Below are 25,460 nucleotides of genomic sequence, written 5' to 3'. Positions count from 1 at the left end.
ACCTGCATTGTGATGGCGTACCAAATCGAACTAAATAGGAGCAAACCCTTACCCATCGGTACTTTCCCTAGGGACGAAAAAAAACCGCCACTATGGTTTGTGGCGGTTTTTGATGGGTTGAATTTCAGATCAGGCGTTTGCGCTGACCTTTGATTCAGTTTTTGTTTTGATCTGCCGATGTTTGTCGATTGCCTCAACCTTTCGCTGTTTCTCATGCAGGAAACTGAGTACTTCGTGACGATAGTGGTTGTAAGTGGGGTCGTCAGCCAGGGCCAAACGGTCGCGAGGGCGGGGCAGGTCGATGTCGAGAATTTGACCAATGGTGGCAGATGGGCCGTTGGTCATCATGACGATGCGATCGGACAACAACACGGCTTCGTCTACATCGTGGGTGATCATCACCACGGTATTCTTCAACTCGGTTTGAATACGCATGACCTCGTCTTGCAGGTGGGCACGTGTGAGTGCATCCAGAGCACCGAAGGGTTCATCGAGCAACAACACCTTGGGTTCCATGGCCAGTGCACGGGCAATGCCCACGCGTTGTTTCATGCCGCCTGATATTTCCGAGGGCAAGCGATCAAGCGCATGGCTCATGTTCACCATGTCGAGGTTGTGCAAAATCCATTCGCGCTGCTCGGCCTTGCTTTTTTTGCCTTTGAATATTTTTTCAACGGCAATTTCAACGTTCTGGTAAACAGTCAACCAAGGCAGGAGGGAGTGGTTTTGAAACACCAGCGCGCGGTCAGGACCCGGAGCATTCACTTCCTTGTTGTCGACAATCACTACGCCTTCACTGGCGGTCAACAAACCAGCAATGATGTTCAGCACTGTCGACTTTCCACAACCCGAGTGACCAATCAGTGAAATATATTCACCCCGGTTCACTTCCAGGTTGATGTCTTTCAACACAGGGTTCACGATGCCATTGCGTTCAAACTTCATTTGAACTTGAGAAATGCTTAAGAAACGATCGCTCATTTTGTTACTCCTTGTGTTCCTGATTAGCCTGCGGAAGTACCGCGTGTAATTTTGTTGCCCACCCAGGCCACGCAGCGGTCAAGAATGAAACCGACAATGCCGACATAGACCAGCGCAAGAACAATGTCGCTGATGAGCGAGCTGTTCCAGGCGTCCCAGATAAAGAAGCCGATGCCCACTCCACCAATCAACATTTCCGCCGCAACAATGGCCAGCCAGCTCAGACCCACACCAATGCGAAGCCCTGAGAAAATGTAGGGGGCAGCGGCGGGTAACATGATTTTCCAGAAGTACTCAATGCCGTTGTGTTGAATAACACGCGACACGTTGCGGTAGTCTTCGGGAATGTTGCGGATACCAACCGAGGTGTTGATGATGATGGGCCAGATGGCTGTGATGAAAATCACGAAGATTGCGGATGGATTCCCATCCTGAAAGCCCGCCAGTGACAAAGGCAACCAAGCCAGCGGCGGTACGGTGCGCAACACTTGAAACAGTGGATCAAGGCCGCGCAAGGCCCAGGTGGATTGGCCCACCAACACACCCAGCGCAACACCCACAATCACGGCAAGGCTGTAGCCGATGGCCACACGTTCAAGGCTGGCCAGAATTTGCCAGGCCATGCCCACATCATTGCCACCATTGTCGTACAACGGGTTGATGATCAATTCCCACGTGTCGGTGATCACCTTGCTGGGCGCAGGCAGACGGGCACCTTCAGTGCTGCAAAGGATTTCCCAAATCAGCAACAAGATGGTTATGACCACGACAGGCGGAACCAGCTTGCCCAAGCTTTCTTTGATTTGTTTGAAAGCGGCTGTTTCAATGAAGGGCTTGCTTTTCACCTTGCGCGTGGTTTGCAAACGTTCAAGAGAGTCAGTGGTCATCATGATTTCATCGCCTTAATGGTCAAGCTGTCGAGGTAGGCTTTCGGGTTCTTTGGATCGAACACTTTGCCGTCAAACATTTTCTCTACACCACGCGATGTGCCAGCAGGAATGGCAGACTTGTCGATTTTCAAAGTGGCTGCGGCCTGGCGCCAAATGTCTTCGCGGTTCACCTGCTTGATCAGACTGTTGGTGTCCAGCTTTGTAGGCAGATAGCCCCAACGCTGGTTTTCGGTAAGGAACCACAGGTCGTGGCTTTGGAAGGGATACGATGCCTGGTCTTTCCAGTAACGCATTTGCTGTGGGCTGTTGGTGACGACGCGGCCTGTGCCGTAATCGAAGTCGCCTTTCATGCGATCCACAATGTCGGTCATGGGGGCGTTGATCCAGCGGCGCTGTGAACAGATGCGTGCCACTTCTTCGCGATTGGCCGGGTCTTCGCAGAACATTTGTGCTTCCATCACGGCCATCACCAAGGCTTTGGCTGCGTTGGGGTTTGCATCCACCCAGTCTTTGCGCATGCCCAAGGCCTTCTCTGGATGGTTTTGCCACAACTCACTTGTAGTCAGCGCGGTGTAGCCAATCTTCTGGCTGATTAATTGCTTGTTCCAGGGCTCACACACGCAGAAGGTGTCCATGCTGCCCACTTTCATGTTGGCCACCATTTGTGCAGGTGGCACCACAATGGTAGACAGATCGTTGTTCGGGTCGATACCGCCCGCTGCCATCCAGTAACGAATCCACAAGTCGTGCGTTCCACCAGGGAAGGTCATGGCCGCGCTCACTGCTTTGCCGCCCCCTTTCTTGGCCATCAGGGCTTTCTTGAACTCCCGTGTGTCAGTGCCTACTTTCAAGGCCTTGTATTCCTCGCCGACGGAAATACACTGGCCGCCCAGGTTCAAACGGGCAAGAATGTACATCGGGGTGGGAATGTTGTTGGCAGTCATTGCGCCAGTGCTGATCAGGTAGGGCATGGGGGTCAGGATGTGCGCTCCGTCGATACCCCCATTTGCAGAGCCGAGTACCAGGTTGTCTCGTGTGGTGCCCCAGGATGATTGTTTGAGCACTTCGACATCGGGCATGCCGTGCTTTTTGAAGAAGCCCTTTTCAATACCGACAAACAAAGGTGCCGCATCAGTCAATGCGATGAAACCCAGTTTGGCTTTGGTGGTTTCAATTTTGGAGGACTGGGCCATTACGATGGATGGGGCGCCGAAACCGGCCAGCAGGGTAGAGCCCCACACTGCGGCTGACTGCTTGATAAAAGTACGGCGTGTTTCCGACAGTTCAGTTTTTTTGTCAGTAGGTTTGTTGCTCATCATGTGCGTCCTTGAAAAAATCAAACCAAGAAAAAACGGCGCACACCACCAAACCTGCCCAGCAAGATTGGGATGGACGCCGTTGTCCGGTACTTCTTTACTTCATTGCATAAAATCATCTGACCCAGTCCCTCGTTGGCATAGGTCTTACTACACACTTAGCAGAATGTGTGCCATGCAAAAAAGAAGTGCGCAGATGTGAAATTGGTTGAAATCAGTGCGAGATTTCGCGCTAATTTTGGTGCATGAAGCGAGTTTGGTGCGGCGCACCAAATAAATCAGTGCGCCGGTTTTGATGGATGTGGTGCATGCACCAGTTTGATGTGCCTTGCTGGGACTTATTTTTGAAGTGCGCGAATTCCTACCCATGCAAAAAAGAGCGCATAGGCCAAATCGATAAGGCCGTAGCTTGAGTAAAACAAGGCGAGCAGGGGAGTTTCTTCTTGAATGATGGGCAGCATGTCGGATTTACTGCTGATCCAGATCACCCAGGTATACACATAGATTGCTTTTTCAAAGGCGAATACAAAACAGATTGCGGGCAGTTGATGCGCTTGTTTGGCCACAGCCAGATAAGCCAAGCCCCAAACCATGACCATGAAAGTGCCAAAGGGAGAAAAGACTTCGGGCGATAATTCATGAAAAGCCGAGTTACTGAAGAATTCGCTGGCCGCTAGCATGCCGAAAAGGTTGGTAAAGCCGGCGGCGATAAAGCCCAGGAAAATAAGCCGATTGTTTGCTGTGCTGTTCAAAAGTTGTCTCCGTTTGTTGTTCTGAGTGTTTTTGTGTTCTGCATGAATGCTATATACTTGCGCCCCATGGAGAAGTGCGAGAGCGGCTGAATCGGCCTGACTCGAAATCAGGTAAGGGGGCAACCTCTTCGAGGGTTCGAATCCCTCCTTCTCCGCCAAAAAACAAAAAGCCCCGTAAGGGGCTTTTTGTTTTTGCACTGCGGTATTGCGAAGCGCCTGATGCGTTCAAATATATCTCTCCGCTAATGATTCTTTCGTAGTATATTAATTCAATAATTAAATTAAAAATAATGCACTTAAAAGTCAGTTTGAATAATTACGAGTATCTAGGAGGATTCATGGGAATTAAAAAGTTATTTTTATTAACTACATGTAGCGCTGCTTTGATTGTGGGTTGCGGCGGTGGCGGTGGAGACGGAAGCCCGGCTGGATCATCCACTGCACCGACAGGAACGGGGCAACTTTCCAACTCTCCCATTGATGGTGTTTCATATACCGGGGCCCCAAGCGGGCTTGCGGGCACCACTATGAACGGTGGTCTGTATGAATTTACAGAGGGCGACACCATCACATTCAACATTGCAGGTCTGGAAATCGATGTTCCCGCCGGTGCCCGGGTTACACCGCAGGTTATTGCTGAAGCACTGGTTCCTGCTGATGCAATGAACGCGGTACAAGCGCGCCAAAACGTATTGCTTAACCTGACCACATTTTTTCAAACACTCGACAATGATGGCGATACTGAGAACGGTGCAATTGAGATTCGGGAAGGCGCAACCCTGGGTAACGTAGAGGCGCTTGCTGCCAATTTGAACGCCGAGCCTGCCATGTTCCAAACCGAGTTCCAAACCGCGCTGGATTCAAGCGAGGGTGTGCGAGATGAAGGTATGGACAATCCCGACCCGGTGAATGAAACAGAAGCGCAATTGCGTTTTTATCGCAATGAACTTCAAGGCAATTGGCGCCTGGTGAGTGTTCAGGAAGAGGGTACCACGATCAATCCTTCCGGCAGTTTTGATGTGTTAATCAGTTTTGATGCTGGCAATTCATCAGCGACTGGCTCGGGACCCATCAATTCTTTTGTGTTTGCTGAATATGACCTCGGTGATTCTTTTTCAACGGTGGGTGTGGGTACTCTGAACTTTGACGCCAACTCCGATTCGTTTGAACTGACCAGCTTGCCGCGCAGGTTGCGAAGTGATGGCCCCAACGATTCATCTACCGATCCTGATGGTGCATTGTTTGGAACCACGATTGAATTAAGTGGTGCCCAACTGGTGCTGAATATTGATGATGAGGGCACACAAATTGTGGCGACCTTCCAGCGATTCAATAATCAAAAAGATTCGCTGATTGGTAGCTGGTATGAAATTTTACCGCCAGATTCTGATGATGGTTCGGGAATCAGCACCAGTGTTCAGCCCACTGTGGGAGAACCGGCAGCCAACGGCAGCGTTCAATTTGGCGAGAATGTGGCTTCGATATTTTATTATTTTCTGAGCAATAGCCGTTTGATGATTGTCACCACTGACCTGGCTGCAAGTGGCGATGATGATGAGCAAAACGGAATCGTGGTTGTGGACTACAGCGTCTCTGGTACCACGCTTTCCTTCGATGCAATTCAGTTGGACAGTGTCAGCAAAAATCCTGACGTACCCGAGTTTGAAACAGGTCCTCAGCTGGAGATTGGAGAGGCCGCGAGAAACGACACAATGCGCACGCTTGACCTTGGTGGTGAGATTGTTGACATTTATCGTGTGCTTTCGCTGAGCGAACGTGTGGGTGATTTCGAACAGTCTGAGCAAATAAGTAGTGCTCAATAACACGCTTTAATTTCTTGCGTGTGACGTAAAAATCCCGGTAGTCGATACCGGGATTTTTTTATGCATGGGTCAATCGATTATTTGTTTTAACGAGGCAAGTTCAGCGAATAGGTGGTAGTTGTTCCACTCACTTCACTGCTCACCACCAAAAGATCTTCACCTGTTGGGGAATCGGTCGCCGCTATAAACACCAGGCCTTCCGGGCCCAGATCGCCGAATGCAGCGAGTTCGGCTGGCGTGGTGGCATCTTCGGGTTCCATGTCCCAAATTTCACGAGTATTCAGATAATCCACGCGAAACGGAGAATTGGGGTTGGTAATGTCATAAATCAACACACCACCAAAACGTTCCAGACCAATAAAGGCGTAGGTTTTGGTGCCCACCGTGCCTACTGCAATGCCCTCCGGCTCGGGGCCTTTCGCATCACTGCGGCTGTCCAAGGCGTTGCCTTCATCGTGGCCGGAATTGAAGAAGTCTTTGCATGGAATGTTGCGGGCACTTCCCACCATGCAATCGTCGCTGGCAAAGAACCTTTCAAACTCTGAGCCTGAATCGAATACCAAGGCACCGTTTGAATCAAAAATGGAGAAGGAGCGGCCGCCGTAGGAATACAGCTTGTCGTACATGATCCGTGTGCCTGTGGGCGAGACCAAGCCAGTGGCTGCGTCGTAGAGGACAGGATTGCCGTTGACGTCTTTTTGATAACCCATGGTCCATGTGATGTTCAATCGGCCCAACATGTCATCAGCGCGGCATGCGCCCGGGCTGCTTGCAGTGGCACCACAATAGCCAAACACCAATGGATTGAGCAAACCACCTTGCGCCAGTGAATTGAGTTGGGGTGGCAGATCATCATTCAATCGACCAGCCCAGCCATTGGCATTGACCAAGTGCTTCACTCTGAATTCTTCAACAAAGCCCAGGGTTGAATCACCGGCAAAATAGGCGTCATTGTCCTCGCCCCAAGCGCGGGCATCGCCTTCATTGGCGGTTACCAAAAAGGTATTGCCGCCTACCGTGTAACTGGCGATTGCATCAGGCAGGTACAAGCCACGCACGCCGGGCCAGGTGCGAATATTGATTGCGCCGTCTTCCTCATCCGAGGCATCAAATTCATTGCCTGCGATGCCGTGGTCTTTTTCGCCCAAGGGCAGAATGTCGGTAACCGTGGCAGAGGCAATGTCAATTTTTGCAATGGCATTGTTTTCCTGAAGGGTCACAAAGGCGGTGGTGTTGTCCTGAGAAATGGTGATGTACTCTGGCTCGATGTCTTGGGCTGCACTTGCTCCCTCGAGAACACTGCCGCCAGCAGTGTTTGTCGGGCCGTAAATCCTGACGCCAGCGGCACGCAATGTAGCTGCGTCAAAGCCTGCAAAACTGGCCGTTGTGGCCACTGGCATCGATGGTGTACTCAAGTCGATGATGCTTACGCTGCCATCGGGGTCAATTTGATAGTTGTCACTGGGTTCGCCTTCATTGGCAGTCAAGGCCTTGGTGCCATCGGGTGTAAACACAATCATGTCTGGCTGTGCGCCAACCGCAACGGAGCCAAGCAAGGCCAGGGTTTCGGTGCTGTAGAAAGCTGCCAAGCCTGGGTTGGTTTTTGTTGCGTCCTCAACCGCCACGGCAAGAATGCCATTGGCAACCGCAACGCTGTTGACAACAGAACCGGCACGCAAGGCATTTGTGGTCAGCGTTTGTTCAAGTACGGGGTTTTCCGGGTCACTCAAATCGAGCACATCGATTGCGCCAGCTTGGGCGTTCACCACGAACAAACGTTGGCTGATTGGGTCATAGGCGGGAATCTCAGCGGCAGATGCGTCATACACCCCGGAGTTGTAGGTGCTCAGTCTGGCTATGCTGGTGGTTTCGCTGGCACTGACGGCGGGCGTTGTGTTGTTGTCGCCACCACATGCAGCCAATGTAGCTGCTGCAATCGCACTGAGTGCGAACAGTTGAATTTTGGTCTTGTTCATGAAAATAGGCTCGTATCGCTGTAAAACGATCGAGCCTATTGTTCAAAGATGAAATCTTGATGACAAATATAAAGTGTGATGCGTATTAGCTGGGCAAGCCATCGGTTGGCAAGCCAGGCAAGCCGCCCAGTTCGCCACCCAGTGCATCTGCACCGGAAGAAATGCCACTGCTGAGTGTGCCCAGTAAATCGCCTTCGGGAATTTCCGGTAAACCAGAGCCACCCGCGCCTTCAAGCGCAGACTGCAAGGTGTCTGCACCCCCCAGAATACCGTCGACCAAATCGGCCAGGCCACCTTCCACTTCCGCGGGCAGGGCTGGTGTGCCATCGCCCAAGCCTTCCAGGTTTGGAACCTCGGTAGTTACCTGGCTCAATACTCCATCCAGCACATTGTCAATTTCTACAGCCACGTCCCGCAAGCCTTGAAGCAGTTGGTCATAAGGTTCCACCTGTTCGCTAATGGGTTGGGTAATGCCATCAGCCAAATCAACCACGCTGGTCACCAAGCCACCATCTGTTGGGTCTACATTGGGCAAGGCAGAAATTAAGGTATCCAGTCCAAGGTCGGTGTTGACTGCCTCGCTCAGTGGCGTGGTGATCGGGCTGAGTGGTTCGCCCAGTGGTGTTTCATTCACCCCATCGACCAATTGTTGTACGAGGTCAGCCTGTGGTGTGCCTTCACCTGTGGTGGCTACCAAAGCGTCGTGCACGTTCTCGAGCACGCCTAGGCCAGTTTGTTCTACCGCAACAGCAATGTTGTCTGGTGTGGATTCAGGGTTGTTCTGGCTGTTTTGTACAGCATCTTGAATTGGCTGAAGAATACTGTCTTGCAGGTTTTCTTGTGTCAGGTTTTCAGAGGCAAATTCTTCAAGGCTTTGTGGGCTGTCTTGAGAAGAAAATTCGCCAGCACCCACACCGGCATTATTAATGTTGCTGCCGCCGCTGGAAGTATCGCTGCCGCCCGAGTCGCCTGAACCACCCGCCAGAAATGCGCCTGCCGCCACAGCACCCGCGCCGGCCAGGCCGCCACTGCCTGCACCCAGCAGGCCAGCGCCAAACAAACCAGCCACTGCGCCACCCTCGGCGGCGGCTGAGTTCTCGGCAAGTTCGGTGGTGAACTCAAAACATTCACCGTCTTCAAGTACCACAATTTGCTGCTGACCGTTGGCACCGGGTTGTTCGCCCAAGGTGAGTTTGCCGTTGGCCGTCATCACGCCCGCTGCCGGAATTTGTCCGTCAGTTCCTGGAAATTCGAGTGCCAGGCGTCCGTTGGCACCGGTCACTACCTCGTCACCGGGCAGGAGAAAGTCGCCAGCTTTCACGGCCACCACTTCACCGTTGCGGCTCACGTTAACCTCGCCTTCGAGGTCTTTGATTAATGCTTGGGGTGCGGCCATGGATTTGCTCCTAAATTGTTTGATTGGTATTTAATACCCATCAATTTTGCAAGTGCGCCAGTTTTTTAATCCTCCAATTAGGGGGAGGGTTCTACCCTCTATTGGTGAATTTATAATTGACAATGATTGTTGTCAGATATACATTCACGGAAGCAAAAACTTTCCGAAAAGGCTTTGGCATGAGTGAATACACAGTTGTAATTATTGGCAGTGGCTTTGGTGGCCAGTGCGCAGCCATCAATTTGAAAAAGCGTGGCATTGAAGATTTCATCATGCTGGAGCGCCGCGATTTCATGGGCGGCACCTGGTGTCAGAACTCTTATCCCGGCGCTGCTGTGGATGTTCAATCGCTGTTGTATTCCATCGAGAGTGAACCTTACGACTGGAGTCAAATGTTTGCCGAGGGTGCCGAGCTTCAGCAGTACACCGAGCATGTGATCACCAAGCACGGCCTGCGCGAGAAAACCCGCACCAACAGCAATGTGCAGCGCACCGAATGGCACGAGAATGAACAACGCTGGCATGTGCATTTGCAAACAGGCGATGTGATCAAGGCGCAGTTTGTGATCAATGCCTCTGGCCCTTTGAGTACGCCGGTGATTCCAAACTTCAAAGGACGCGACACCTTCAAGGGAAAAACCTTTCATACCAATGCCTGGGACCAGCAATACGACCACACAGGCAAGCGTGTAGCCATTATCGGCAGCGGAGCTAGCGCAGCACAGGTGATCCCCGCCATTGCGCCTGAAGTAGGGCATTTGCATGTATTTCAGCGTTCGCCCCACTGGGTGCTGCCGCGCCCAGACCGGGTGTTCAAGCCTTGGCAACGTGCCTTGCTGAAAGTGGAGCCCATTCGCAAACTGGCCCGAGCTGCCATCTATTGGGGACTGGAAAGCCGGGTGATTGCATTCAAGTATTCTGACTTTGCATTGAAGAACATTGCCCAGCGCGAGGCTTTGCATCACATCAAAAAGCAGATCAAAGACCCTGAGCTGCGCAAGAAGGTAACGCCCGATTTCACGATTGGTTGCAAGCGTATTATTTTGAGCAACACGCTTTACCCTGCGTATTGCCGCCCCAATGTGAGCCTGCACGACAGAACCGACGGCATCGCCGAGATTAATGAAACAGGCATCAAGACGCAAAGCGGTGAGCAGATTGATCTGGATTGCATTGTGTATTCCACAGGCTATGACGCCACGGATGGTGTGATCTCTTATCCCGTTGTTGGAACAAACGGCACCAAACTGGCTGATGTGTGGAATGAATTTCCGCGCGCTTACCTGGGTACCACTGTGCCCCGGTTTCCCAACCTGTTTATCGTGACTGGTCCCAACACGGGTATTGGGCACACCTCTGCGATTTTCGTGATTGAAGCGCAGATGCACTACATCATGCGTGCAATTGCTGAAGTGAAAGCGAAAAAAGCTGCTGCAATTGAAGTGAAGCCCCAAGCCGAAGAACGCTACACCACCCACATTCACAGCGAAATGGAAAAAACCGTGTGGAAACGCGGTGGTTGCACCAGCTGGTACAAAAGCAAAAGCGGCCATGTGGTGGCCATGTTTCCTGGCTTTAGTTACACCTACCTGCGCATGGCCAGGAATTTCAAGATGAACGACCATGTGTTGCAAGCACCATTGGCGCAACACAAGCCTGCACAATCCGATGAATCTGAATTGCTCACAGAAGGGGCAGCCGCATGAAAAATTTCAAAGACAAAGTCGTGGTGATCACCGGTGCTGGGTCAGGCATGGGGCGCTCCTACGCACTGATGTTTGCCAAACTTGGCAGCAAAGTGGCTTTGTGCGACTACGACGAAAAAGGTTTGAAAGAAACCGAGAAACTGGTGATGCAAGCCGCCAGTGTGCAGGTGTATGCCGAGAAACTGGATGTGTCCGACAAGGCAGGGGTGTACGCTTTTGCCCAGGCAGTGAAAGCCGCTTTGGGCAATGCGCATGTGATTATTAACAATGCCGGTGTCAGTGGAGAAGGGCGACCAGTCTGGGCCTTGAGCGATGACAGTTATGAGCGCGTCATGGGTATTAATTTCTGGGGTGTGGTGCATGGCACCCGTGCATTCTTGCCGCAACTGCTGGCCAACGGTGAAGGCGCCGTGGTCAATGTGTCGAGTATTTTTGGTTTGGTGGGCACGCCCAGCAATTCAGATTACTGCGCCAGCAAGTTTGCAGTGCGCGGCTTTACTGAGTCGCTGATGGTGGAGCTTTCCAACAGCAAAGTGCAAGTGCATTTGGTACACCCTGGTGGTATCAATACCAACATTGCCAGCAAGCCTGAGCATGAAAAGTTTGCCAAGAAATTCCTGACCACGCCGCCCGACGAAATTTGCGAGTACGTGTTGAAGTGCATCAAGAAAAACGAACCACGCATTGTGTACGGCAACAATGCCGCGCGCGTGTGGTTGGGTTCACGCCTGGTGCCATTCAAGCGCATGCGCCACATTCTTTGGCAACAAATGGGGCGCACGCTGAATGCTGAAGATTACAAGGGCATACAAATCAAGTAAACCCTGTCATATTTACACCACCAGGTAGCCACCATCCACATTGATGCATGCGCCGGTGGTGTAGCTGGAAGCCTCGGAAGCCAAATAAAGCACTGTGCCCGCCATTTCACTGGGTTGCGCAACGCGGTTCATGGGCACATGCTGCAGCAAGGCACTGCGAATCGCATCGTTGTGCACCAGTGCTGAAGCAAATTTGGTGTCGGTTGCACCGGGCAGCAGTGCATTCACACGCACCTTCATCGGCGCGCATTCTTTGGCAAAGGCTTTGGTCATGGAAATAACAGCGGCCTTGGTAATTGAATAAATACCTTGGTACAAGCCGGGGATCACGCCATTGACTGAGGCCACATTGATAATGCTGCCGCCGCCGTTCTTGGCCATCAATTTACAGCCATGGCTGCTCATGTAAAAGTAGCCACGAATGTTCACATCGCAGGTTTTTTGAAAGGCAGCCAAATCGGTGTCGTAGATTGGCCCAAAGTGTGGGTTGGTTGCGCCGTTGTTCACCAGAATATCCAGCTTTCCGAACTTGGCTTCAATTTGTTGGTACAGCGCCTCAATTTGTTCCATCTCGCCCAAATGGCAGGCCATGGGCACTGCTTTAAGGCCATCTGCTTGAAATTGCGCAGCAATTTGCTCACATGCCTCTTGTTTTCTGCTTGAAATAATCACAGTGGCCCCTTTGCTGGCCAGCAATTCCGCGCATGCCAAGCCAATTCCGCGGGTTGCACCCGTGACCAAAGCTACCTTATCTTGTAAATTGAACAAATCAGTTGTTGTTTTCATATCGTCTCCTTGCAGGCATTTTCTAATTGTTTTTCATCTGAGAAGGTAACATCGCATGGGCTCGAAATTTGAGCAAGACGGTAAACATGTTTTTGTGTACGGATCACTCATGTATTTGCCAGTGTGGGGGCAGGTGGTGAAGGGTGTTTACCCGTGCCTAAATGCAATTGCCAAGGGTTATCAACGCCATGCGGTGCCCGGCGAAACCTACCCGGCCATGGTGGCAAACCCTACTGCGCAAGTGCAGGGCCTGGTGTGGCTGAATGTGCTGCCGGACGATGTAAAGAAACTGGACGCATTCGAGGGGCCTGAATACGAACGTCGTGAAATTGAAGTGCTGCTGAATACCAGTGGTGAAACCTTGAACGCCGAGACCTACATTTGGTTGAACAGCGACGTGTTGACCGATGAGTTGTGGAGTGTAAGCCGTTTTGAGGCCGAAGGAATGCAGGCCTTTTTGAACAAACATGTGGGCAACTGGAACAGCACTGGGCAAAGAAAGTAACAACAAGAAAGGAGACGACCGCATGGGTTTTATCTTGGCACTGGACCAAGGCACCACCAGCTCGCGCGCCATTGTATTCAATGCGCAGGCGCAAGTGGTTGCCAGTTCTCAGCAAGAGTTCGAGCAAATTTTTCCTAAGGCGGGTTGGGTCGAGCACAGGCCTGAAGATATTTGGAACACACAGCTGACTTGTGCGCGCAGCGCGATTAAAAAAGCGGGCTTAAAGCCTTCAGATATTTCTGGTATTGGTATAACGAATCAACGTGAAACCACAGTGGTGTGGAATCGAAAAACCGGAAAACCCGTGTACAACGCCATAGTTTGGCAAGACCGCCGCACGGCTGCGTATTGCGACAAGTTGCGTGAACAGGGCAAAGCTGCCTTGATTCGCCGCAGCACGGGGCTTGAACTGGATTCCTATTTTTCAGCCACGAAAGTGAACTGGGTCTTGAACAATGTGGAAGGTGCACGTGCCCAAGCTGAAGCAGGTGAACTTGCTTTTGGCACAGTCGACAGTTGGTTGATCTGGAACCTGACTGGTGGTGCAGTGCATGCAAGCGATGTCAGCAATGCATCGCGCAGCATGTTGCTGAACATCGAATCACTGAAGTGGGATTCCGAATTACTCCAGTTGTTTGATGTTCCACCCAGCATGTTGCCGCAGGTGTGCGAATCAAGCGGCGAAATTGCGCAGTGTGATCCAGCGGTGCTGGGCGCAGCCATTCCGATTGCGGGTGTTGCCGGTGATCAGCAGGCAGCAACCTTTGGGCAAACTGCGTTCAAACCTGGTGAAGCAAAAAACACTTACGGCACTGGTTGCTTCATGTTGATGAATACAGGCCGTGAAGTGGTTGAAAGCCACAACCGTTTATTGACCACCGTGGGTTGGCAAGTCAAGGGCAAAACCAGTTACATGCTGGAGGGCAGTGTATTCATGGGCGGGGCAGTGGTGCAGTGGTTGCGCGATGGTTTGGGCATTATTGAAAAGTCTGCCGATGTACAGGCATTGGCGGCCAGCGTGCCAAGCACCGATGGTGTGTGTTTGGTGCCAGCATTTGCGGGCCTGGGTGCACCACATTGGGACCCCTATGCAAGGGGCACTTTGGTGGGCATGACGCGGGGCAGCAGCAAGGCTCACATTGCACGTGCAGCGTTGGAAAGCATCGCACTGCAAACAGTCGATTTGGTGCAGGCCATGCAGCGGGATGGTGCCAAGCCGCTGAGTGAATTAAGGGTAGATGGCGGCGCATCCAACAATGATTTGTTGATGCAGATTCAGGCTGATTTATTGGGTGTACCCGTGGTGCGCCCTACCGTGACTGAAACCACTGCATTGGGCGCTGCATACCTTGCAGGCCTGGCAGTGGGTGTGTTTGACACCGAGGAAAGCCTGCTGGCCAACTGGCAGGTGGATGCGCGGTTCGATCCCAAAATGAGTATTGATGAACGCGGTGCATTGCTTGATCGCTGGCACCGCGCAGTAGAACGTTCCAAAGGATGGGCAGATGCTTAGTCGTAAAAAGCACCTTGATGAATTGACACTCAAGGCACAAGCGCAATATGAATGGGACGTGATCGTGATTGGCGGTGGTGCCACCGGCCTGGGCAGTGCAGTGGATGCTGCAAGCCGTGGCCTGAAGGTGCTGCTGCTGGAAGGGCACGACTTCGCCAAAGGCACCAGTTCACGCGCCACCAAGCTGGCCCATGGTGGTGTGCGTTATTTGGCACAGGGCAATTTCAGCCTGGTGAAAGAAGCGTTAGAGGAACGCGGGCGCATGTTGGTGAATGCGCCGAACTTGGTCAAGCCTTTGGCGTTTGTCATTCCGGTGCGAAATGTGTTCCAGAAACTGTTTTACTGGATCGGCCTGAAAATGTACGACATGCTGGCAGGCAAGTTGGGTGTAGGCCCCACCAGCATGATGAAGAAAAATGAGGTGCTGCGCGCGGTGCCCACCATTTCTCAGCACAAATTGCATGGTGGTGTGCGCTACTTTGATGCACAGTTCGACGATGCACGGCTGGCCATCGCCCTGATGAAAACTTTACACAAACTGGGTGGCATGGCGATGAACTACATGCCCGTGACCGGCTTTGTAAAAAGCGCAGAGAAAATCAGTGGCGTGCAAGCCCGCGATGAATTCAGTGGCGAGACGCTGACTTTCAAGGCCAAGGCCGTGATTAACGCCACCGGTGTGTGGGTCGACGACATTCGCAAACTTGATGCAGCTGATTCGAAGCCCATGCTCAGCCCAAGCCAAGGCGTGCATGTGGTGGTTGATCAGCATTTTTACCCGGCCAAGGAAGCATTGCTGGTGCCTAAAACCAGTGATGGTCGTGTGTTGTTTGTGGTGCCCTGGTTGGGCAAAACACTGATTGGTACCACTGACACGCCCCGCGAAGACTCCCCTTGGGAGCCTGACGCATTGCCCGAAGAAGTGGATTTTATTTTGCAAACTGCTGGCCAGTATCTGGCCAATGCGCCTACGCGCGCCGACGTGCGAAGTGTATTCGTGGGCTTGCGGCCTTTGGTCAGCGCGGGTGGCGAAAAGCAGAACACCAAGAGTATTTCTCGCGAACACACAGTAATTACCGCGCCCAGCGGATTGGTGACCATTACTGGCGGCAAGTGGACCACTTACCGCAGCATGGCTGAGGAAGTGGTTGATTTGGTGTGCGAGCAACATGGTTGGGCCAACAAGCCAACCCGAACCCGCCACATGCGGCTAGAGGATGATTTGCCCCTGCGCAAACCCGGTTCGGCCATTCACGAGAATCTTGATTTGAATGAAGCTGAAATTGCACAGGCTGTGCTGGAAGAAATGGCGGTAACCATTGAAGATGTGCTGGCGCGTCGAAGCAGGGCGCTTTTTCTGGACAGCAATGCTGCCCTGGCCTGCATGAATGAGGTTCGATTTGTGCTGCAAAACGAGCTGCGTTACAGCGATGAAGAACTGGATCGCCAGGAGGCGGAATTCCGCAAATTGGTGGCCCAGTACAGCCTGCAAGCTGATTGTTAAAGTTTTTTGTAAAAAGCGCAGGCTTACCCTTGCACAACATTATTGTTTGGGGCATAATCTCGCTTCTTCACAGCGGCTGTAGCTCAGTTGGATAGAGTACTTGGCTACGAACCAAGGGGTCGTGGGTTCGAATCCTGCCAGCCGCACCAAATTAAAAAAACCCTCGCTCAAAAGGCGAGGGTTTTTTGTTTAAATTTCCCGAAATTTACCTTTTTAATTCTCCAAAAATACGTTCAAAAATGCGGTGTGACCGCACTGCGTATTTGTCATATGGATTGCGACTTTTGCCTAAAGAGCTTTAACTTGTATTAAATCGAAGTTGACGATTTGTTAACAATGTTTAAAAACGCTGTGAAATCAAAAATTTACGTTGACCATGATTGTTGTCAGATGACAGTATCCGTTTGCGAGTTTGTAGTGGTTCACGGAACAGCGTGTGTTGAGAATCCCCTACATAAAACTACAGAACAACGTAGGTGCTCCAACAGTTTCCATTCAACTTAGGCAAACAAGGTAAATCATGAAAATCGTTAAAACTTCTTTGATCGCTGCAATCGCTCTTGCAACTTCTTCTGCTGCGTTTGCCCAGTCAACCACGACTGCAAACTTCACAGTGTCCACTTCTGTTCTGGCGTTCTGTAAAGTCAGCGCAAACAACATCGTGATTGCACCAATTACAGCGGGTGACACCACAGGCCCCAAGTCAAGCAGCGGTGCTGTGAGTGTGAATTGCACCAACGCCACAACTTACACCTTGGGTGTTCCTGCAACATTGACTTTGGGTTTGGCTGGTGGTGGTTTTGATATTCCTTCAACTTTGGCGATTGCTGCTCCTAGTGGTACTGGTGCAGGTTTTGGTGCTGGCAAGGCCCAGTCACACAACGTCACTGCGACCATTCAGGAAGCCGCTTATGAAAATGCACGTGCTGGCAACTACTCAGCCACCACCACTGTGACATTGACTTATTAATTCATTCAGGCACATTGTATTGATGCTTAGCACAGCCCCGGCCGAGCGCCGGGGTTTTGTTTTTTATTAATTACTTTCTGCCACAAGCCTATGAATATCTGGACAAAAATTTCTGCATTCATTCTGCTTTCCCTGACCAACCTGGGTGCGCAGGCAGGCAATTTCACCGTGTCATCGGTGAATATTTCCATGCCCTCGCGTCAGCCCACTTACGCGCTGACAATTACCAATGAATCCGCTGATGAACCACTGTCCATGCAACTGGATACCTTTGCATGGTCGCAGAAGGACGGTCAGGAAGTGTATGAGGCCAGCAAGGATATTTTGATCAGCCCACGGGTGTTCAATATCGCACCTGCAGCCTCTCAAATTGTGCGAATTGCACTGCGCAATCGCCAAGACTTTTCTACAGAGCAAACGTATCGATTGTTTGTGAAAGAAATTCCTTCAGAAAAGCCGCTTGAAGAAGGCGGGGTTCGTGTGGCTTTGCAAATGAATATTCCCGTGCACATCGTGCCCGCAAAGGTGGAGCGAAAAGCACTGGAGTTCAAATACCTGAAACTGCCGGACGGGAGTTTTGCCCTGAGTGCACACAATCCGGGCAATGTGTATGTGAAAGCGGTTGAGGTGAAAATTATCGATACCGTCACTGGCCTGTCGCTGGAAACAGCGCCGCCAGTGATACAGGTGTTGGCTGGTGCTACCAAGGTTTACCCCTTGGCCACCGCAAGTGCAGGTGCCGAGCCTGGCAAAACCCTGAAAATTCAAGCAATAGGTGAGGGACTATTGATTGATCAAACCGTGACCTTCGACAATTGATTTGGCAGTGGTGATCAATGCCTTACTTCCTGCTTATGCTCTGTGCGCTGTTGTTTCAAATCAAGGCAGCGGCTGGTCAGGAAGTTCAGGTGGATACGTCTGCGTTTCAAGAGTTGGTCGTGCAGGTTCGAATTAACGGCACGGATCTACCCGATCCTTCGGTAGTTCTGTTTGGCGTCACTAATGATTTGTATGCTCAGGAACAAGAACTCTCTGCGTGGCGAATCGACTCCAACGGTTTGCCAACAATTGAATATGGTGGTGCTGTGTATTACCGGGTACCGATTGCAGAGGGCACTAGCTATGTGTTTGACGAGAAGAATCTTTTTCTTCAGTTCAATGCCGCAGCAGAACGCTTCATTGCTCGCTCCATGAGCTACCAGTCAGCCAGCAATCAAGGCACGTTAACCTCGGGTTTTGGTGCTTTTTTCAATTACGATTTGTCCAGCACGTCAATTGACAGTGAAAATTTCACGTCTGCATTTCTTGAGCCTGCGGTGTTCACGCCATACGGTGTCGGATCAAGCAATTTTTTTGTTTCCCAATCCCCCACCCAATCGGGAGCGGTAAGGTTGAACTCGACCTGGGAAATGGATTTGCCCGACTCGGTGGCCTCGTTGCGCTTGGGCGACTCTATTTCAAAAGCGGCTCCCTGGAGCATCAGTAACCGGATAGGCGGCATTCAATACGCCACCAATTTTCGTACCCAACCTTATTTGACCTCCAGCCCACTGCGGGCCGCGACTGGCATTGCTACTGCACCGTCGACGGTCGAGGTGTTTGTCAACAATGTGCTGCAATCTCGCCGACAGGTCGCCCCCGGCCCGTTCAATATCGACAACATTCCATCAAGCACTGGTGTAGGCGATGTGCGTGTGGTTATTCGAGACGCGTCGGGTCGGGAGCAAATTCTGACCCAATCTTTTTACCAAAGCCCTGGTTTGTTGCGCAATGGACAGCATGATTTTTCCTATGAAATTGGTCAGCTTCGGCGCAATTTTGGTCGGGAAAGCAGCGACTACGGGGATGCATTAATCAGCGCAACACACCGGTACGGTTTTTCCGATAATTTCACCGCTGGCTTTCATGCTGAATCCAGTGCAAGCAGCAGGCTGGCAGGCGGTGGCATTGTGCAGGCTTTGGCGGGCTTTGGGGCGGTTAACTTTGACCTGGCTGGTAGCCAGTCGGATCAAGGCTCAGGTACTTTGACTGTAGCGGGGTTTGAGCGGCAGGCGCGCACCTCGGCGGTCGGTATTCAATATCAGCAAGCGTCTGAAAATTTTCGCGTTATTTCCGAGTTTGGTCCCCAGCGCACTACTTCGCATGCATTGAATTCCCGGTTTTCATATGGTTTTGGCGAATATGGTGCAGTGTCTTTTACGTATTCATCGTCTGAGTTTGCTGGAATTCCGAACGAAACTTTCTCGACTGCCTACTTTTTGCAATTGTTTGGCAAGTTATCTGTGAGCTTGTCCTACACCCAATCTTTGTTGGCGGATGGTCAACGTTCTTTTTTCCTCAGCGCTTTTTTGCCCTTGGATCAAACACGGTCTACCTCGTATCAAGTCAGCAAGTCGGGCAGCGACAAACTGTTTGCGAGCGCGCAGTTCCGGAAAAGCCTTCCGCTTGGCTTGGGCACGGGCTATGGTCTTGAGGCGGGCCTGAATAACACTTACCGTGCTGAAGTGGCGCGAAATTTCAATTACTCCACAGTCACTGCTTCTGCCAGTGCCCAACAGGGACAAACCAGTCAAAGCGTGGGTGCGTCGGGTAGTGCGGTATTCATGGATGGAGGGGTTTACCTTTCCAGGCGCTTGAATGACAGCTTTGGTGTGGTGCGGGTCAAGGGTTTCGAAGGTGTGACAGTGTTTGCCGAGAATCAGGCAGTGGGGCGAACGAATTCGAGTGGTGCATTGGTGGTGCCCAATTTAAGGTCCTATGAAGACAACCGTATTTCAATTGAACAGGCCGACCTTCCTTTTGAAGTAGAAATTGGCGCAACTGAACTGGTGGGTGTGCCTTATTACCGAAGTGGTGTTGTGCTCGATTTTCCGGTGCGCCTTGTGCGCTCGGTGACATTCATTTTGAAAGATGCTGAAGGAAACGATGTGCCTTCGGGAGCGCCAATTTTCAAGCGAGATGGAACCCCTATGAACCTGGTTGTGGGCACTGAGGGGCTGGTTTATCTTGCTGATGCACCCGATGCCGCTGCCTATACCGCGCGATGGAAGGGCGGTGAATGTGACTTTGAATTTGATTTGAACAAGAGCACTCGAGAAAGCAGCTCGCCAATTGACCTGGGAACATTGACATGCTTGACAATTCATTGAATGCCTTTATTTCTGCGGTAATGGTATTTGCAGGGCTCGGATTGTTGGGCGGCAAAGCCCACGCTGGTGACGTGGATTCTTGTTCATTGGGCGGGGGTAGCCTTGCATTCGGAAACTATCAGCCTTCCAACGGCAATCGCACGACAGTGGGCAGTGTGCAAATGAGTTGCACTTGCAGAGGCCTTGGCACAACAACTGTGTCTGGCAGTACTTTCTTGACGCTTTCAGATTCATCCAGCAACGCAACACGAGTGCTGCAAAGCTCGAACAGTACAGTCACCTATGGTGTGTATTCCGATGCCAATTACAGCAACGTCTACCCAAGTGTGGCAGGCTCTGCTGTGTTTTCATTCACTGGCAATTGTCCGCTTGGTCTGGGTAATTCACGCAAACCGCTTTCGTTTTCAACACCGCCCACTTTTACGCTGTATGGTCGAATTCTGGATGTTGGTACCAATTTGAATGTAAGTGCAGGTTTGTACACGGGCACTTTGACCTTGACGATCAGTTACTGACATGGGTGCGGAGAAAAATATGCGCTTAATCTATAAAGCATCATCTGTGGCAGTTTTACTGTTTGCAATGCCAAGCATGCATGCGATTGCAGCAACTGCGATTGCCAATCCCCGTGTTTCCGTGGAAATAGGTGCAACCACCACTGCCTCTGCGGTGACACAGCCGGCAATAGTCACGATCGTGAAATCGTCAGCTGCGCCTGGCAATTCGAATGGAAACAATGGCAATGGACGCGGGCCATCCGTCAATTACACCTCTACGATTGTTGGCGGTTGTCAGGGTGCGACATCCGAGGGCTGTTTTTCCATTCGAACCAACACCACACCGATTGTTTCCGTTCCACTGAATTTCGTAAACAACAGGCTTAGCATGTTGAAGGGAAACAAAATTCATTATCTGGATGATCAAGTCAACAGTATCTCGGTCAGTTTGTTTCAAGACAGCACACAAATTGGAAAGTCAGTCAGCCTTGCGCCAGGTGGTGCAGGGGTGATTACATTCAGTCTGGATGATGTTGATCAGTTGCTGACCCGTGAATTTAGAATTGTGTATCAACTCGACCTCAAAACCCGACCCGAAGATGGAACCTACACTGGAACATGGCCTATCATTCTGGGCACCATCAGCCTGATCAATCCCTAATGTTTCCAGTCTCTGTATTAATCGTCGCCGTATTTTTCATCGGTGCAGGCCTTCTTCATTTTGTACTGCTGGATTTTTTCTCCAGCATCGTCCCGCCGTATTTCAACAACCCGGAAGCACTGGTCAAAATCAGCGGTGTCTTCGAAATTCTGGGTGGTGTTGGTGTTCTTGTTCAACGCACCCGAAAATGGGCAGCATATGGCCTGATTGCGCTTTGTGTGGCGGTGTTACCTGCCAATGTTCACATGGCGATGAACCCGGATCAGTTTGCCGATATTCCCGTGGTTTTGTTGTACCTGCGCTTGCCGCTACAAGCCTTGGTGATCTGGGTGATCTGGAAAGCTGGTCAAAGTCGGAACCCTCAAAAATAGAATCACCGTTACGATCCTCTGCGGTACACTTTAAAAAAATACAATGCAGAGGAGACGAACAAGATGTTGAAGCCAGGTCTGATGATGAAGCAGGAAATGCTGCTTTCTTCAATTTTGGTGCATGCCGAGCGTTTTTACGGCTGGCAAGAAGTGGTGAGTCGAAGGGTAGAAGGAGACTTGCATCGAATTACCTTCCAGGCCATGGCTGCTCGGGCCAGGCAACTTGCCAATGCCTTGCATGGCTTGAATATTCAGCAGGGCGAGAACATTGGCACCATTGCCTGGAACAGTCATCGCCACATTGAAATTTATTACGCGGTGGCGGGTATGGGTGCCGTTACCCACACTTTGAACCCTCGATATACCCCCCAGCAGTTGATCTACATCATCAACCACGCGCAAGACACCACCATTTTCTTCGACCTTACTTTTGCTCCGCTCATCAAGGCCATTGCGCCGCACTGCCCCAGTGTCAAGAACTGGATTTTATTGATTGACGAAGACAAGATGCCAGCGGATCCACCTGTGGTTGGCCTGTTGAATTACGAAAGCCTGTTGAACGCCCAAACCGATGCGTATGTGTGGCCCGAGTTCGATGAAAATTCTGCCTGCACCCTGTGTTACACCTCAGGCACCACCGGCAACCCCAAAGGGATTTTGTACTCGCACCGGTCCACCATGTTGCACGCCATGATGTCGAATTGCGCCGATGCAATTGCGCTCACCCGCAAAGACACCGTATTGCCCGTGGTGCCCATGTTCCATGTGAATGCCTGGGGCTTGCCTTATGCGGCCTTGATGACGGGGTGCAAATTGGTGATGCCCGGCCCGCAACTGGATGGTCCATCGATCTACGAGCTGCTTGAGAATGAGCAAGTGACTGTGGCTGCCGGTGTGCCTACCATTTGGTTGGGTTTGATCAATCACATGAAACAAAACAGGCTTGCGTTCAGCACCTTGAAACGATCGCTGGTGGGCGGCTCGGCTGTGCCCGTCAGTTTGATTCAGGCTTTTGACGAAATGGGCGTGGAGTTGATGCAAGGTTGGGGTAGCACGGAAATGTCGCCCTTGGGCACAGTGTCCAAACTCAGCGGCAATGAGCGCGATTTGCCGAAACAAGAACAATACGAAATTGTAGCCAAGCAAGGGCGCACCATTTTTGGCGTTGATATGAAATTGCTGGCCGAAGACGGCACAGAGTTGCCGTGGGACTTTGAGCAAAGTGGCGAGTTGCATGTGCGTGGGCACTGGGTGTTGCACGAGTATTACGGGGGCGATGGTGCCAAAGCATTCAGCCACGACGCGACAGGTAAACGGTGGTTCGCCACGGGCGATGTGGCCCGCATGGCGCCAGACGGCTTGATGCAAATTACCGATCGCACCAAAGATGTGATCAAGTCGGGCGGGGAATGGATCAGTTCAATCGACCTGGAAAACATTGCCATGTCGCACCCGGCCGTGTTGCAGTCCGCCGTGATCGCCATTCCCCATGAAAAGTGGAATGAGCGGCCCTTGTTGATCGTGGTGAAGCGCCCTGGTGCAGAAGTCAGCAAACAAGACATTCTGAATTTCTACGCGGGACGCATCACCAAAATGCACATTCCAGATGACGTTGAGTTTGTGGACGCCATGCCGATTGGCGCCACAGGCAAGGTGCAAAAGTCTGAACTGCGGGAGAAGTTCAAAGGTTTGAAGTTCTCCTGAGTTTAGTGAAATCCAGGGCGGCTCAACGAGACGCCTTGGCGCCCCACAGTTCTTCCAGGCGCTTGTCCCGACCACAACCGTTGCGGTAATAGCCGTAGCGAATCGGGTTTTTGATGTAGTAGTCCTGGTGATATTCCTCGGCGGGATAAAACTTGATCACCGGTGCTACTTCGGTGTGAATGGTTTTAAATTTGCCACTGGCCTGCAGTTTGGCTTTGCTGGTTTCCGCAACTTTTTTCTGTTCCTCATTCAGGTAATAAAACCCGCTGCGGTATTGCGTACCGGCATCGCAAAACTGGCGATTTTTCACGGTGGGGTCAATGGTTTTCCAGAAGTACTCGACCAATTGGCTGTATGTAACCTTTGTGTCGTCGTAAGTCACTTCAACTACTTCGGTGTGGTCTGTGCGGCCCGCACTCACCACCTTGTAATCCGGGTCTTTGTATTGCCCGCCCGCATAGCCTGAAATCGTTTTCAAAACGCCAGGTACTTTGTCGAAGTCGGCCTCCGTGCACCAAAAGCAGCCGCCACCAAACACGGCGGTTTTTGTTTCAGCCTGCACGCCCGTTGCCGCAAGCAGGTCCAAAGCAATGGCCAGTGTGGTTTGCAGTTTCATGTGTTTCATGTTTTAAGCCTTGCGCACTGCGGGTAAGGTTTGACCTTCCGGTACGAATGCCAATGCAAGGCCATTGTTGCAATAACGCTTGCCGGTTGGGGCAGGGCCGTCGTCGAAAACATGGCCCTGGTGGCCGCCACAATTGCTGCAGTGGTATTCCGTGCGCGGCAAAATCAGTTTGTAATCAGTTTTGGTGCCCAAGCTGCCTTTGTTGGCATCAAAAAAACTGGGCCAACCCGTGCCACTGTCATATTTGTATTGGGAAGGAAACAGTGGCAAGTTACAGGCGGCGCACACATAGGTTCCTTTGCGTTTTTCATCATTCAAAGGGCTGGAAAATGGGCGCTCGGTGGCCTCTTTGAACAAAACGTTGTACTGGTCTTTTTTGATGATTTTCAGCCACTCGGCCTCTGTTTTATTCAGTTTGTTCATGCTGGCAATCGAGCTCATGGGTTTTGTGAAAAACAGGCCTGCGCCAATTGCGGCCAAACCTGCGATGACTGTACGACGTTGCATGGTGGTATTTCCTTGTTTCAATAACTCAATCAATGTTGATTAGCTGCACTGGCCCAAGGCCCTTGGTGCATTCAATGCTTGAAGAACGGTATTGGATTCATTGTTCTCGACAATAACACCCAGTCCTACATTACTTTGGTTCCAGTCCGCGGGCAGGGTGTAGTTGAACACTTGCACCTGCGTGGCTGGTGACACTTTCTTCGCTTCGCTCAAGTGCCGAACCACCCGGTCGTGTTTCAACAATTCTCCCCGGTTTTCTCCGGCTTTCACCTGTTGGCTTAAATTGTCCTCGTAGAAGGCTACAAACACGCGCCCGCTTGAATAACGTTCATCAAGCCATTGTGTTTTCACCTTGACTTCGACCTGGTTTGCCGACTTTCGTTCAAGTGAAACTTGCAAGCCCACGGGTGCCTTGTCTTGTTGCATGGCCGTTAATCGCTGAGGGACAACACCGGCCTGGCCCCAGCGGCGAACCTCGCGATTTGAAAACACGTATTGCGGTGTGTAAATTTGACTTACATTGCCAGCCCGTTTGTGGGCGTACTGCCGTTCAGTGAATTGCCTTTTGGAGTAGGGGTCTTCCCAGCCAATGTAGTTCCAGTAATCCACATGAAATGAAAGGGCCAGAATGCTGCTCGATCGTTCAGGTGTAGTTAACTGGCTGCTTAGCCAGCGATCCGCGGGTGGGCAGCTGCTACAGCCTTCGGAGGTGTATAGCTCGGCGACAATCATGCGCTCGGCCGGGCTCGTCCAATTGCAGGTGCCTTGTTGTGCAAAGGCGTTGCCACTGCTCAGGCCAATAAGCGCCAGGGCACCTGTGCCAGCTGTCAAGTTCACGCCTTTTGTCATACCGCCCTCTACCTGCTGCGTTGTGTTCAGGAGGGTATTCGCCGGGCTTCGTGGAAAGGTTACATCGCGATGCTTAGCAAATTCTGCGATTGTTAACAAGTGTGGCAAGTCCTGTGGCTACTCCGACTAAGTGACCCATGGGTAATTTACTTACCCTG

The 25,460-nt window shown here is 51.5% G+C and carries 23 protein-coding genes and 2 tRNA genes; 15 read left to right on the top strand and 10 right to left on the bottom strand.

Annotated elements, in window-relative coordinates; genetic code table 11:
* Nucleotides 1-129: 129 nt before the first annotated feature.
* The 4 genes from FCS97_RS08515 to FCS97_RS08500 all read right to left on the bottom strand — a co-directional run bounded on the left by FCS97_RS08515 (nt 130) and on the right by FCS97_RS08500 (nt 3,939).
* Complete coding sequence (locus FCS97_RS08515; RefSeq protein WP_138518026.1) at nt 130-981, bottom strand: ABC transporter ATP-binding protein; 852 nt, start codon at nt 979-981, stop codon at nt 130-132.
* Nucleotides 982-1,004: 23 nt separating this feature from the next.
* A complete protein-coding gene (gene ntrB, locus FCS97_RS08510; protein ID WP_138518025.1) occupies nt 1,005-1,871 on the bottom strand; it encodes a nitrate ABC transporter permease in 867 nt (288 codons plus the stop codon).
* The gene (locus FCS97_RS08505; protein WP_138518024.1) at nt 1,868-3,187 is read right to left on the bottom strand and encodes a CmpA/NrtA family ABC transporter substrate-binding protein; all 1,320 of its coding nucleotides are present in this window, start codon (nt 3,185-3,187) and stop codon (nt 1,868-1,870) included. Before FCS97_RS08505 ends, ntrB begins: the two co-directional genes overlap by 4 nt.
* Nucleotides 3,188-3,525: 338 nt before the next feature.
* Nucleotides 3,526-3,939, bottom strand: a complete 414-nt coding sequence (locus tag FCS97_RS08500) for a hypothetical protein (RefSeq protein WP_138518023.1) — start codon at nt 3,937-3,939, stop codon at nt 3,526-3,528.
* Between the two features lie 68 nt (nt 3,940-4,007).
* Between FCS97_RS08500 and FCS97_RS08495 the strand changes: the two genes are divergently transcribed.
* Nucleotides 4,008-4,097: transfer RNA gene (locus FCS97_RS08495), tRNA-Ser, on the top strand.
* Between the two features lie 180 nt (nt 4,098-4,277).
* The gene (locus tag FCS97_RS08490) at nt 4,278-5,762 is read left to right on the top strand and encodes a hypothetical protein (RefSeq protein WP_138518022.1); all 1,485 of its coding nucleotides are present in this window, start codon (nt 4,278-4,280) and stop codon (nt 5,760-5,762) included.
* A gap of 86 nt (nt 5,763-5,848) precedes the next feature.
* On the opposite strand, the gene FCS97_RS08485 is transcribed toward FCS97_RS08490, so the two are convergent.
* Complete coding sequence (locus tag FCS97_RS08485; RefSeq protein ID WP_138518021.1) at nt 5,849-7,738, bottom strand: choice-of-anchor I family protein; 1,890 nt, start codon at nt 7,736-7,738, stop codon at nt 5,849-5,851.
* An 85-nt stretch (nt 7,739-7,823) separates the two neighbouring features.
* On the bottom strand, nt 7,824-9,134 hold the full coding sequence (locus FCS97_RS08480; RefSeq protein ID WP_138518020.1) for a FecR family protein: 1,311 nt from the start codon (nt 9,132-9,134) through the stop codon (nt 7,824-7,826).
* A gap of 179 nt (nt 9,135-9,313) precedes the next feature.
* Here FCS97_RS08480 and FCS97_RS08475 point away from each other — a divergent pair, with 179 nt between their 5' ends.
* Both FCS97_RS08475 and FCS97_RS08470 read left to right on the top strand, forming a co-directional pair.
* Nucleotides 9,314-10,840 (top strand): flavin-containing monooxygenase, encoded by a 1,527-nt coding sequence (locus FCS97_RS08475; protein WP_138518019.1) that lies wholly within the window; start codon nt 9,314-9,316, stop codon nt 10,838-10,840.
* Entirely contained in the window at nt 10,837-11,661 is an 825-nt protein-coding gene (locus FCS97_RS08470) for an SDR family NAD(P)-dependent oxidoreductase (protein ID WP_138518018.1), read from the top strand. The genes FCS97_RS08475 and FCS97_RS08470 overlap by 4 nt, the downstream gene beginning before the upstream one ends.
* A 12-nt stretch (nt 11,662-11,673) precedes the next feature.
* Here FCS97_RS08470 and FCS97_RS08465 read toward each other — a convergent pair whose 3' ends face one another.
* On the bottom strand, nt 11,674-12,447 hold the full coding sequence (locus FCS97_RS08465; protein WP_138518017.1) for an SDR family oxidoreductase: 774 nt from the start codon (nt 12,445-12,447) through the stop codon (nt 11,674-11,676).
* A gap of 55 nt (nt 12,448-12,502) precedes the next feature.
* Here FCS97_RS08465 and FCS97_RS08460 point away from each other — a divergent pair, with 55 nt between their 5' ends.
* The 11 genes from FCS97_RS08460 (at nt 12,503) to FCS97_RS08410 (ending at nt 23,321) form a co-directional block, all read left to right on the top strand.
* Nucleotides 12,503-12,952, top strand: coding sequence for a gamma-glutamylcyclotransferase family protein (locus tag FCS97_RS08460; protein ID WP_138518016.1), 450 nt, complete (start codon nt 12,503-12,505; stop codon nt 12,950-12,952).
* A gap of 22 nt (nt 12,953-12,974) precedes the next feature.
* On the top strand, nt 12,975-14,465 hold the full coding sequence (glpK, locus tag FCS97_RS08455) for a glycerol kinase GlpK (RefSeq protein WP_138518015.1): 1,491 nt from the start codon (nt 12,975-12,977) through the stop codon (nt 14,463-14,465).
* Complete coding sequence (locus FCS97_RS08450) at nt 14,458-15,969, top strand: glycerol-3-phosphate dehydrogenase/oxidase (RefSeq protein ID WP_138518014.1); 1,512 nt, start codon at nt 14,458-14,460, stop codon at nt 15,967-15,969. Before glpK ends, FCS97_RS08450 begins: the two co-directional genes overlap by 8 nt.
* Nucleotides 15,970-16,041: 72 nt before the next feature.
* Nucleotides 16,042-16,118: transfer RNA gene (locus FCS97_RS08445), tRNA-Arg, on the top strand.
* 371 nt (nt 16,119-16,489) lie between these two features.
* Nucleotides 16,490-16,939: a spore coat protein U domain-containing protein gene (locus tag FCS97_RS08440; RefSeq protein WP_138518013.1), complete on the top strand. Its 450-nt coding sequence runs from the start codon at nt 16,490-16,492 to the stop codon at nt 16,937-16,939.
* Between the two features lie 90 nt (nt 16,940-17,029).
* Entirely contained in the window at nt 17,030-17,758 is a 729-nt protein-coding gene (locus FCS97_RS08435; RefSeq protein WP_138518012.1) for a fimbrial biogenesis chaperone, read from the top strand.
* Nucleotides 17,759-17,775: 17 nt separating this feature from the next.
* Nucleotides 17,776-20,088 carry a fimbria/pilus outer membrane usher protein gene (locus tag FCS97_RS08430; RefSeq protein WP_138518011.1) on the top strand — a complete coding sequence of 771 codons (2,313 nt, stop codon included), beginning with the start codon at nt 17,776-17,778 and terminating at the stop codon, nt 20,086-20,088.
* The gene (locus FCS97_RS08425) at nt 20,070-20,603 is read left to right on the top strand and encodes a spore coat protein U domain-containing protein (protein WP_138518010.1); all 534 of its coding nucleotides are present in this window, start codon (nt 20,070-20,072) and stop codon (nt 20,601-20,603) included. The genes FCS97_RS08430 and FCS97_RS08425 overlap by 19 nt, the downstream gene beginning before the upstream one ends.
* A 19-nt stretch (nt 20,604-20,622) precedes the next feature.
* On the top strand, nt 20,623-21,246 hold the full coding sequence (locus FCS97_RS08420; RefSeq protein WP_138518009.1) for a hypothetical protein: 624 nt from the start codon (nt 20,623-20,625) through the stop codon (nt 21,244-21,246).
* Nucleotides 21,246-21,617, top strand: coding sequence for a DoxX family protein (locus FCS97_RS08415; RefSeq protein WP_138518008.1), 372 nt, complete (start codon nt 21,246-21,248; stop codon nt 21,615-21,617). The genes FCS97_RS08420 and FCS97_RS08415 overlap by 1 nt, the downstream gene beginning before the upstream one ends.
* 63 nt (nt 21,618-21,680) lie before the next feature.
* Nucleotides 21,681-23,321 (top strand): 3-(methylthio)propionyl-CoA ligase, encoded by a 1,641-nt coding sequence (locus FCS97_RS08410; protein ID WP_138518007.1) that lies wholly within the window; start codon nt 21,681-21,683, stop codon nt 23,319-23,321.
* A 22-nt stretch (nt 23,322-23,343) separates the two neighbouring features.
* Here FCS97_RS08410 and msrA read toward each other — a convergent pair whose 3' ends face one another.
* The 3 genes from msrA to FCS97_RS08395 are packed head-to-tail and all read right to left on the bottom strand — an operon-like array spanning nt 23,344 to nt 25,290.
* Nucleotides 23,344-23,946: a peptide-methionine (S)-S-oxide reductase MsrA gene (gene msrA / locus FCS97_RS08405; protein ID WP_138518006.1), complete on the bottom strand. Its 603-nt coding sequence runs from the start codon at nt 23,944-23,946 to the stop codon at nt 23,344-23,346.
* A 3-nt stretch (nt 23,947-23,949) separates the two neighbouring features.
* On the bottom strand, nt 23,950-24,453 hold the full coding sequence (gene msrB, locus FCS97_RS08400) for a peptide-methionine (R)-S-oxide reductase MsrB (protein WP_171035235.1): 504 nt from the start codon (nt 24,451-24,453) through the stop codon (nt 23,950-23,952).
* A gap of 39 nt (nt 24,454-24,492) precedes the next feature.
* Nucleotides 24,493-25,290, bottom strand: coding sequence for a DUF1223 domain-containing protein (locus FCS97_RS08395; protein WP_171035234.1), 798 nt, complete (start codon nt 25,288-25,290; stop codon nt 24,493-24,495).
* Nucleotides 25,291-25,460 lie beyond the last annotated feature (170 nt).

Source organism: Limnobacter alexandrii (assembly GCF_005871185.1).
GTDB lineage: Bacteria > Pseudomonadota > Gammaproteobacteria > Burkholderiales > Burkholderiaceae_B > Limnobacter > Limnobacter alexandrii.
Note: the sequence above shows the minus strand (reverse complement) of the source record. Positions and strands in the feature narration are given on the sequence as shown.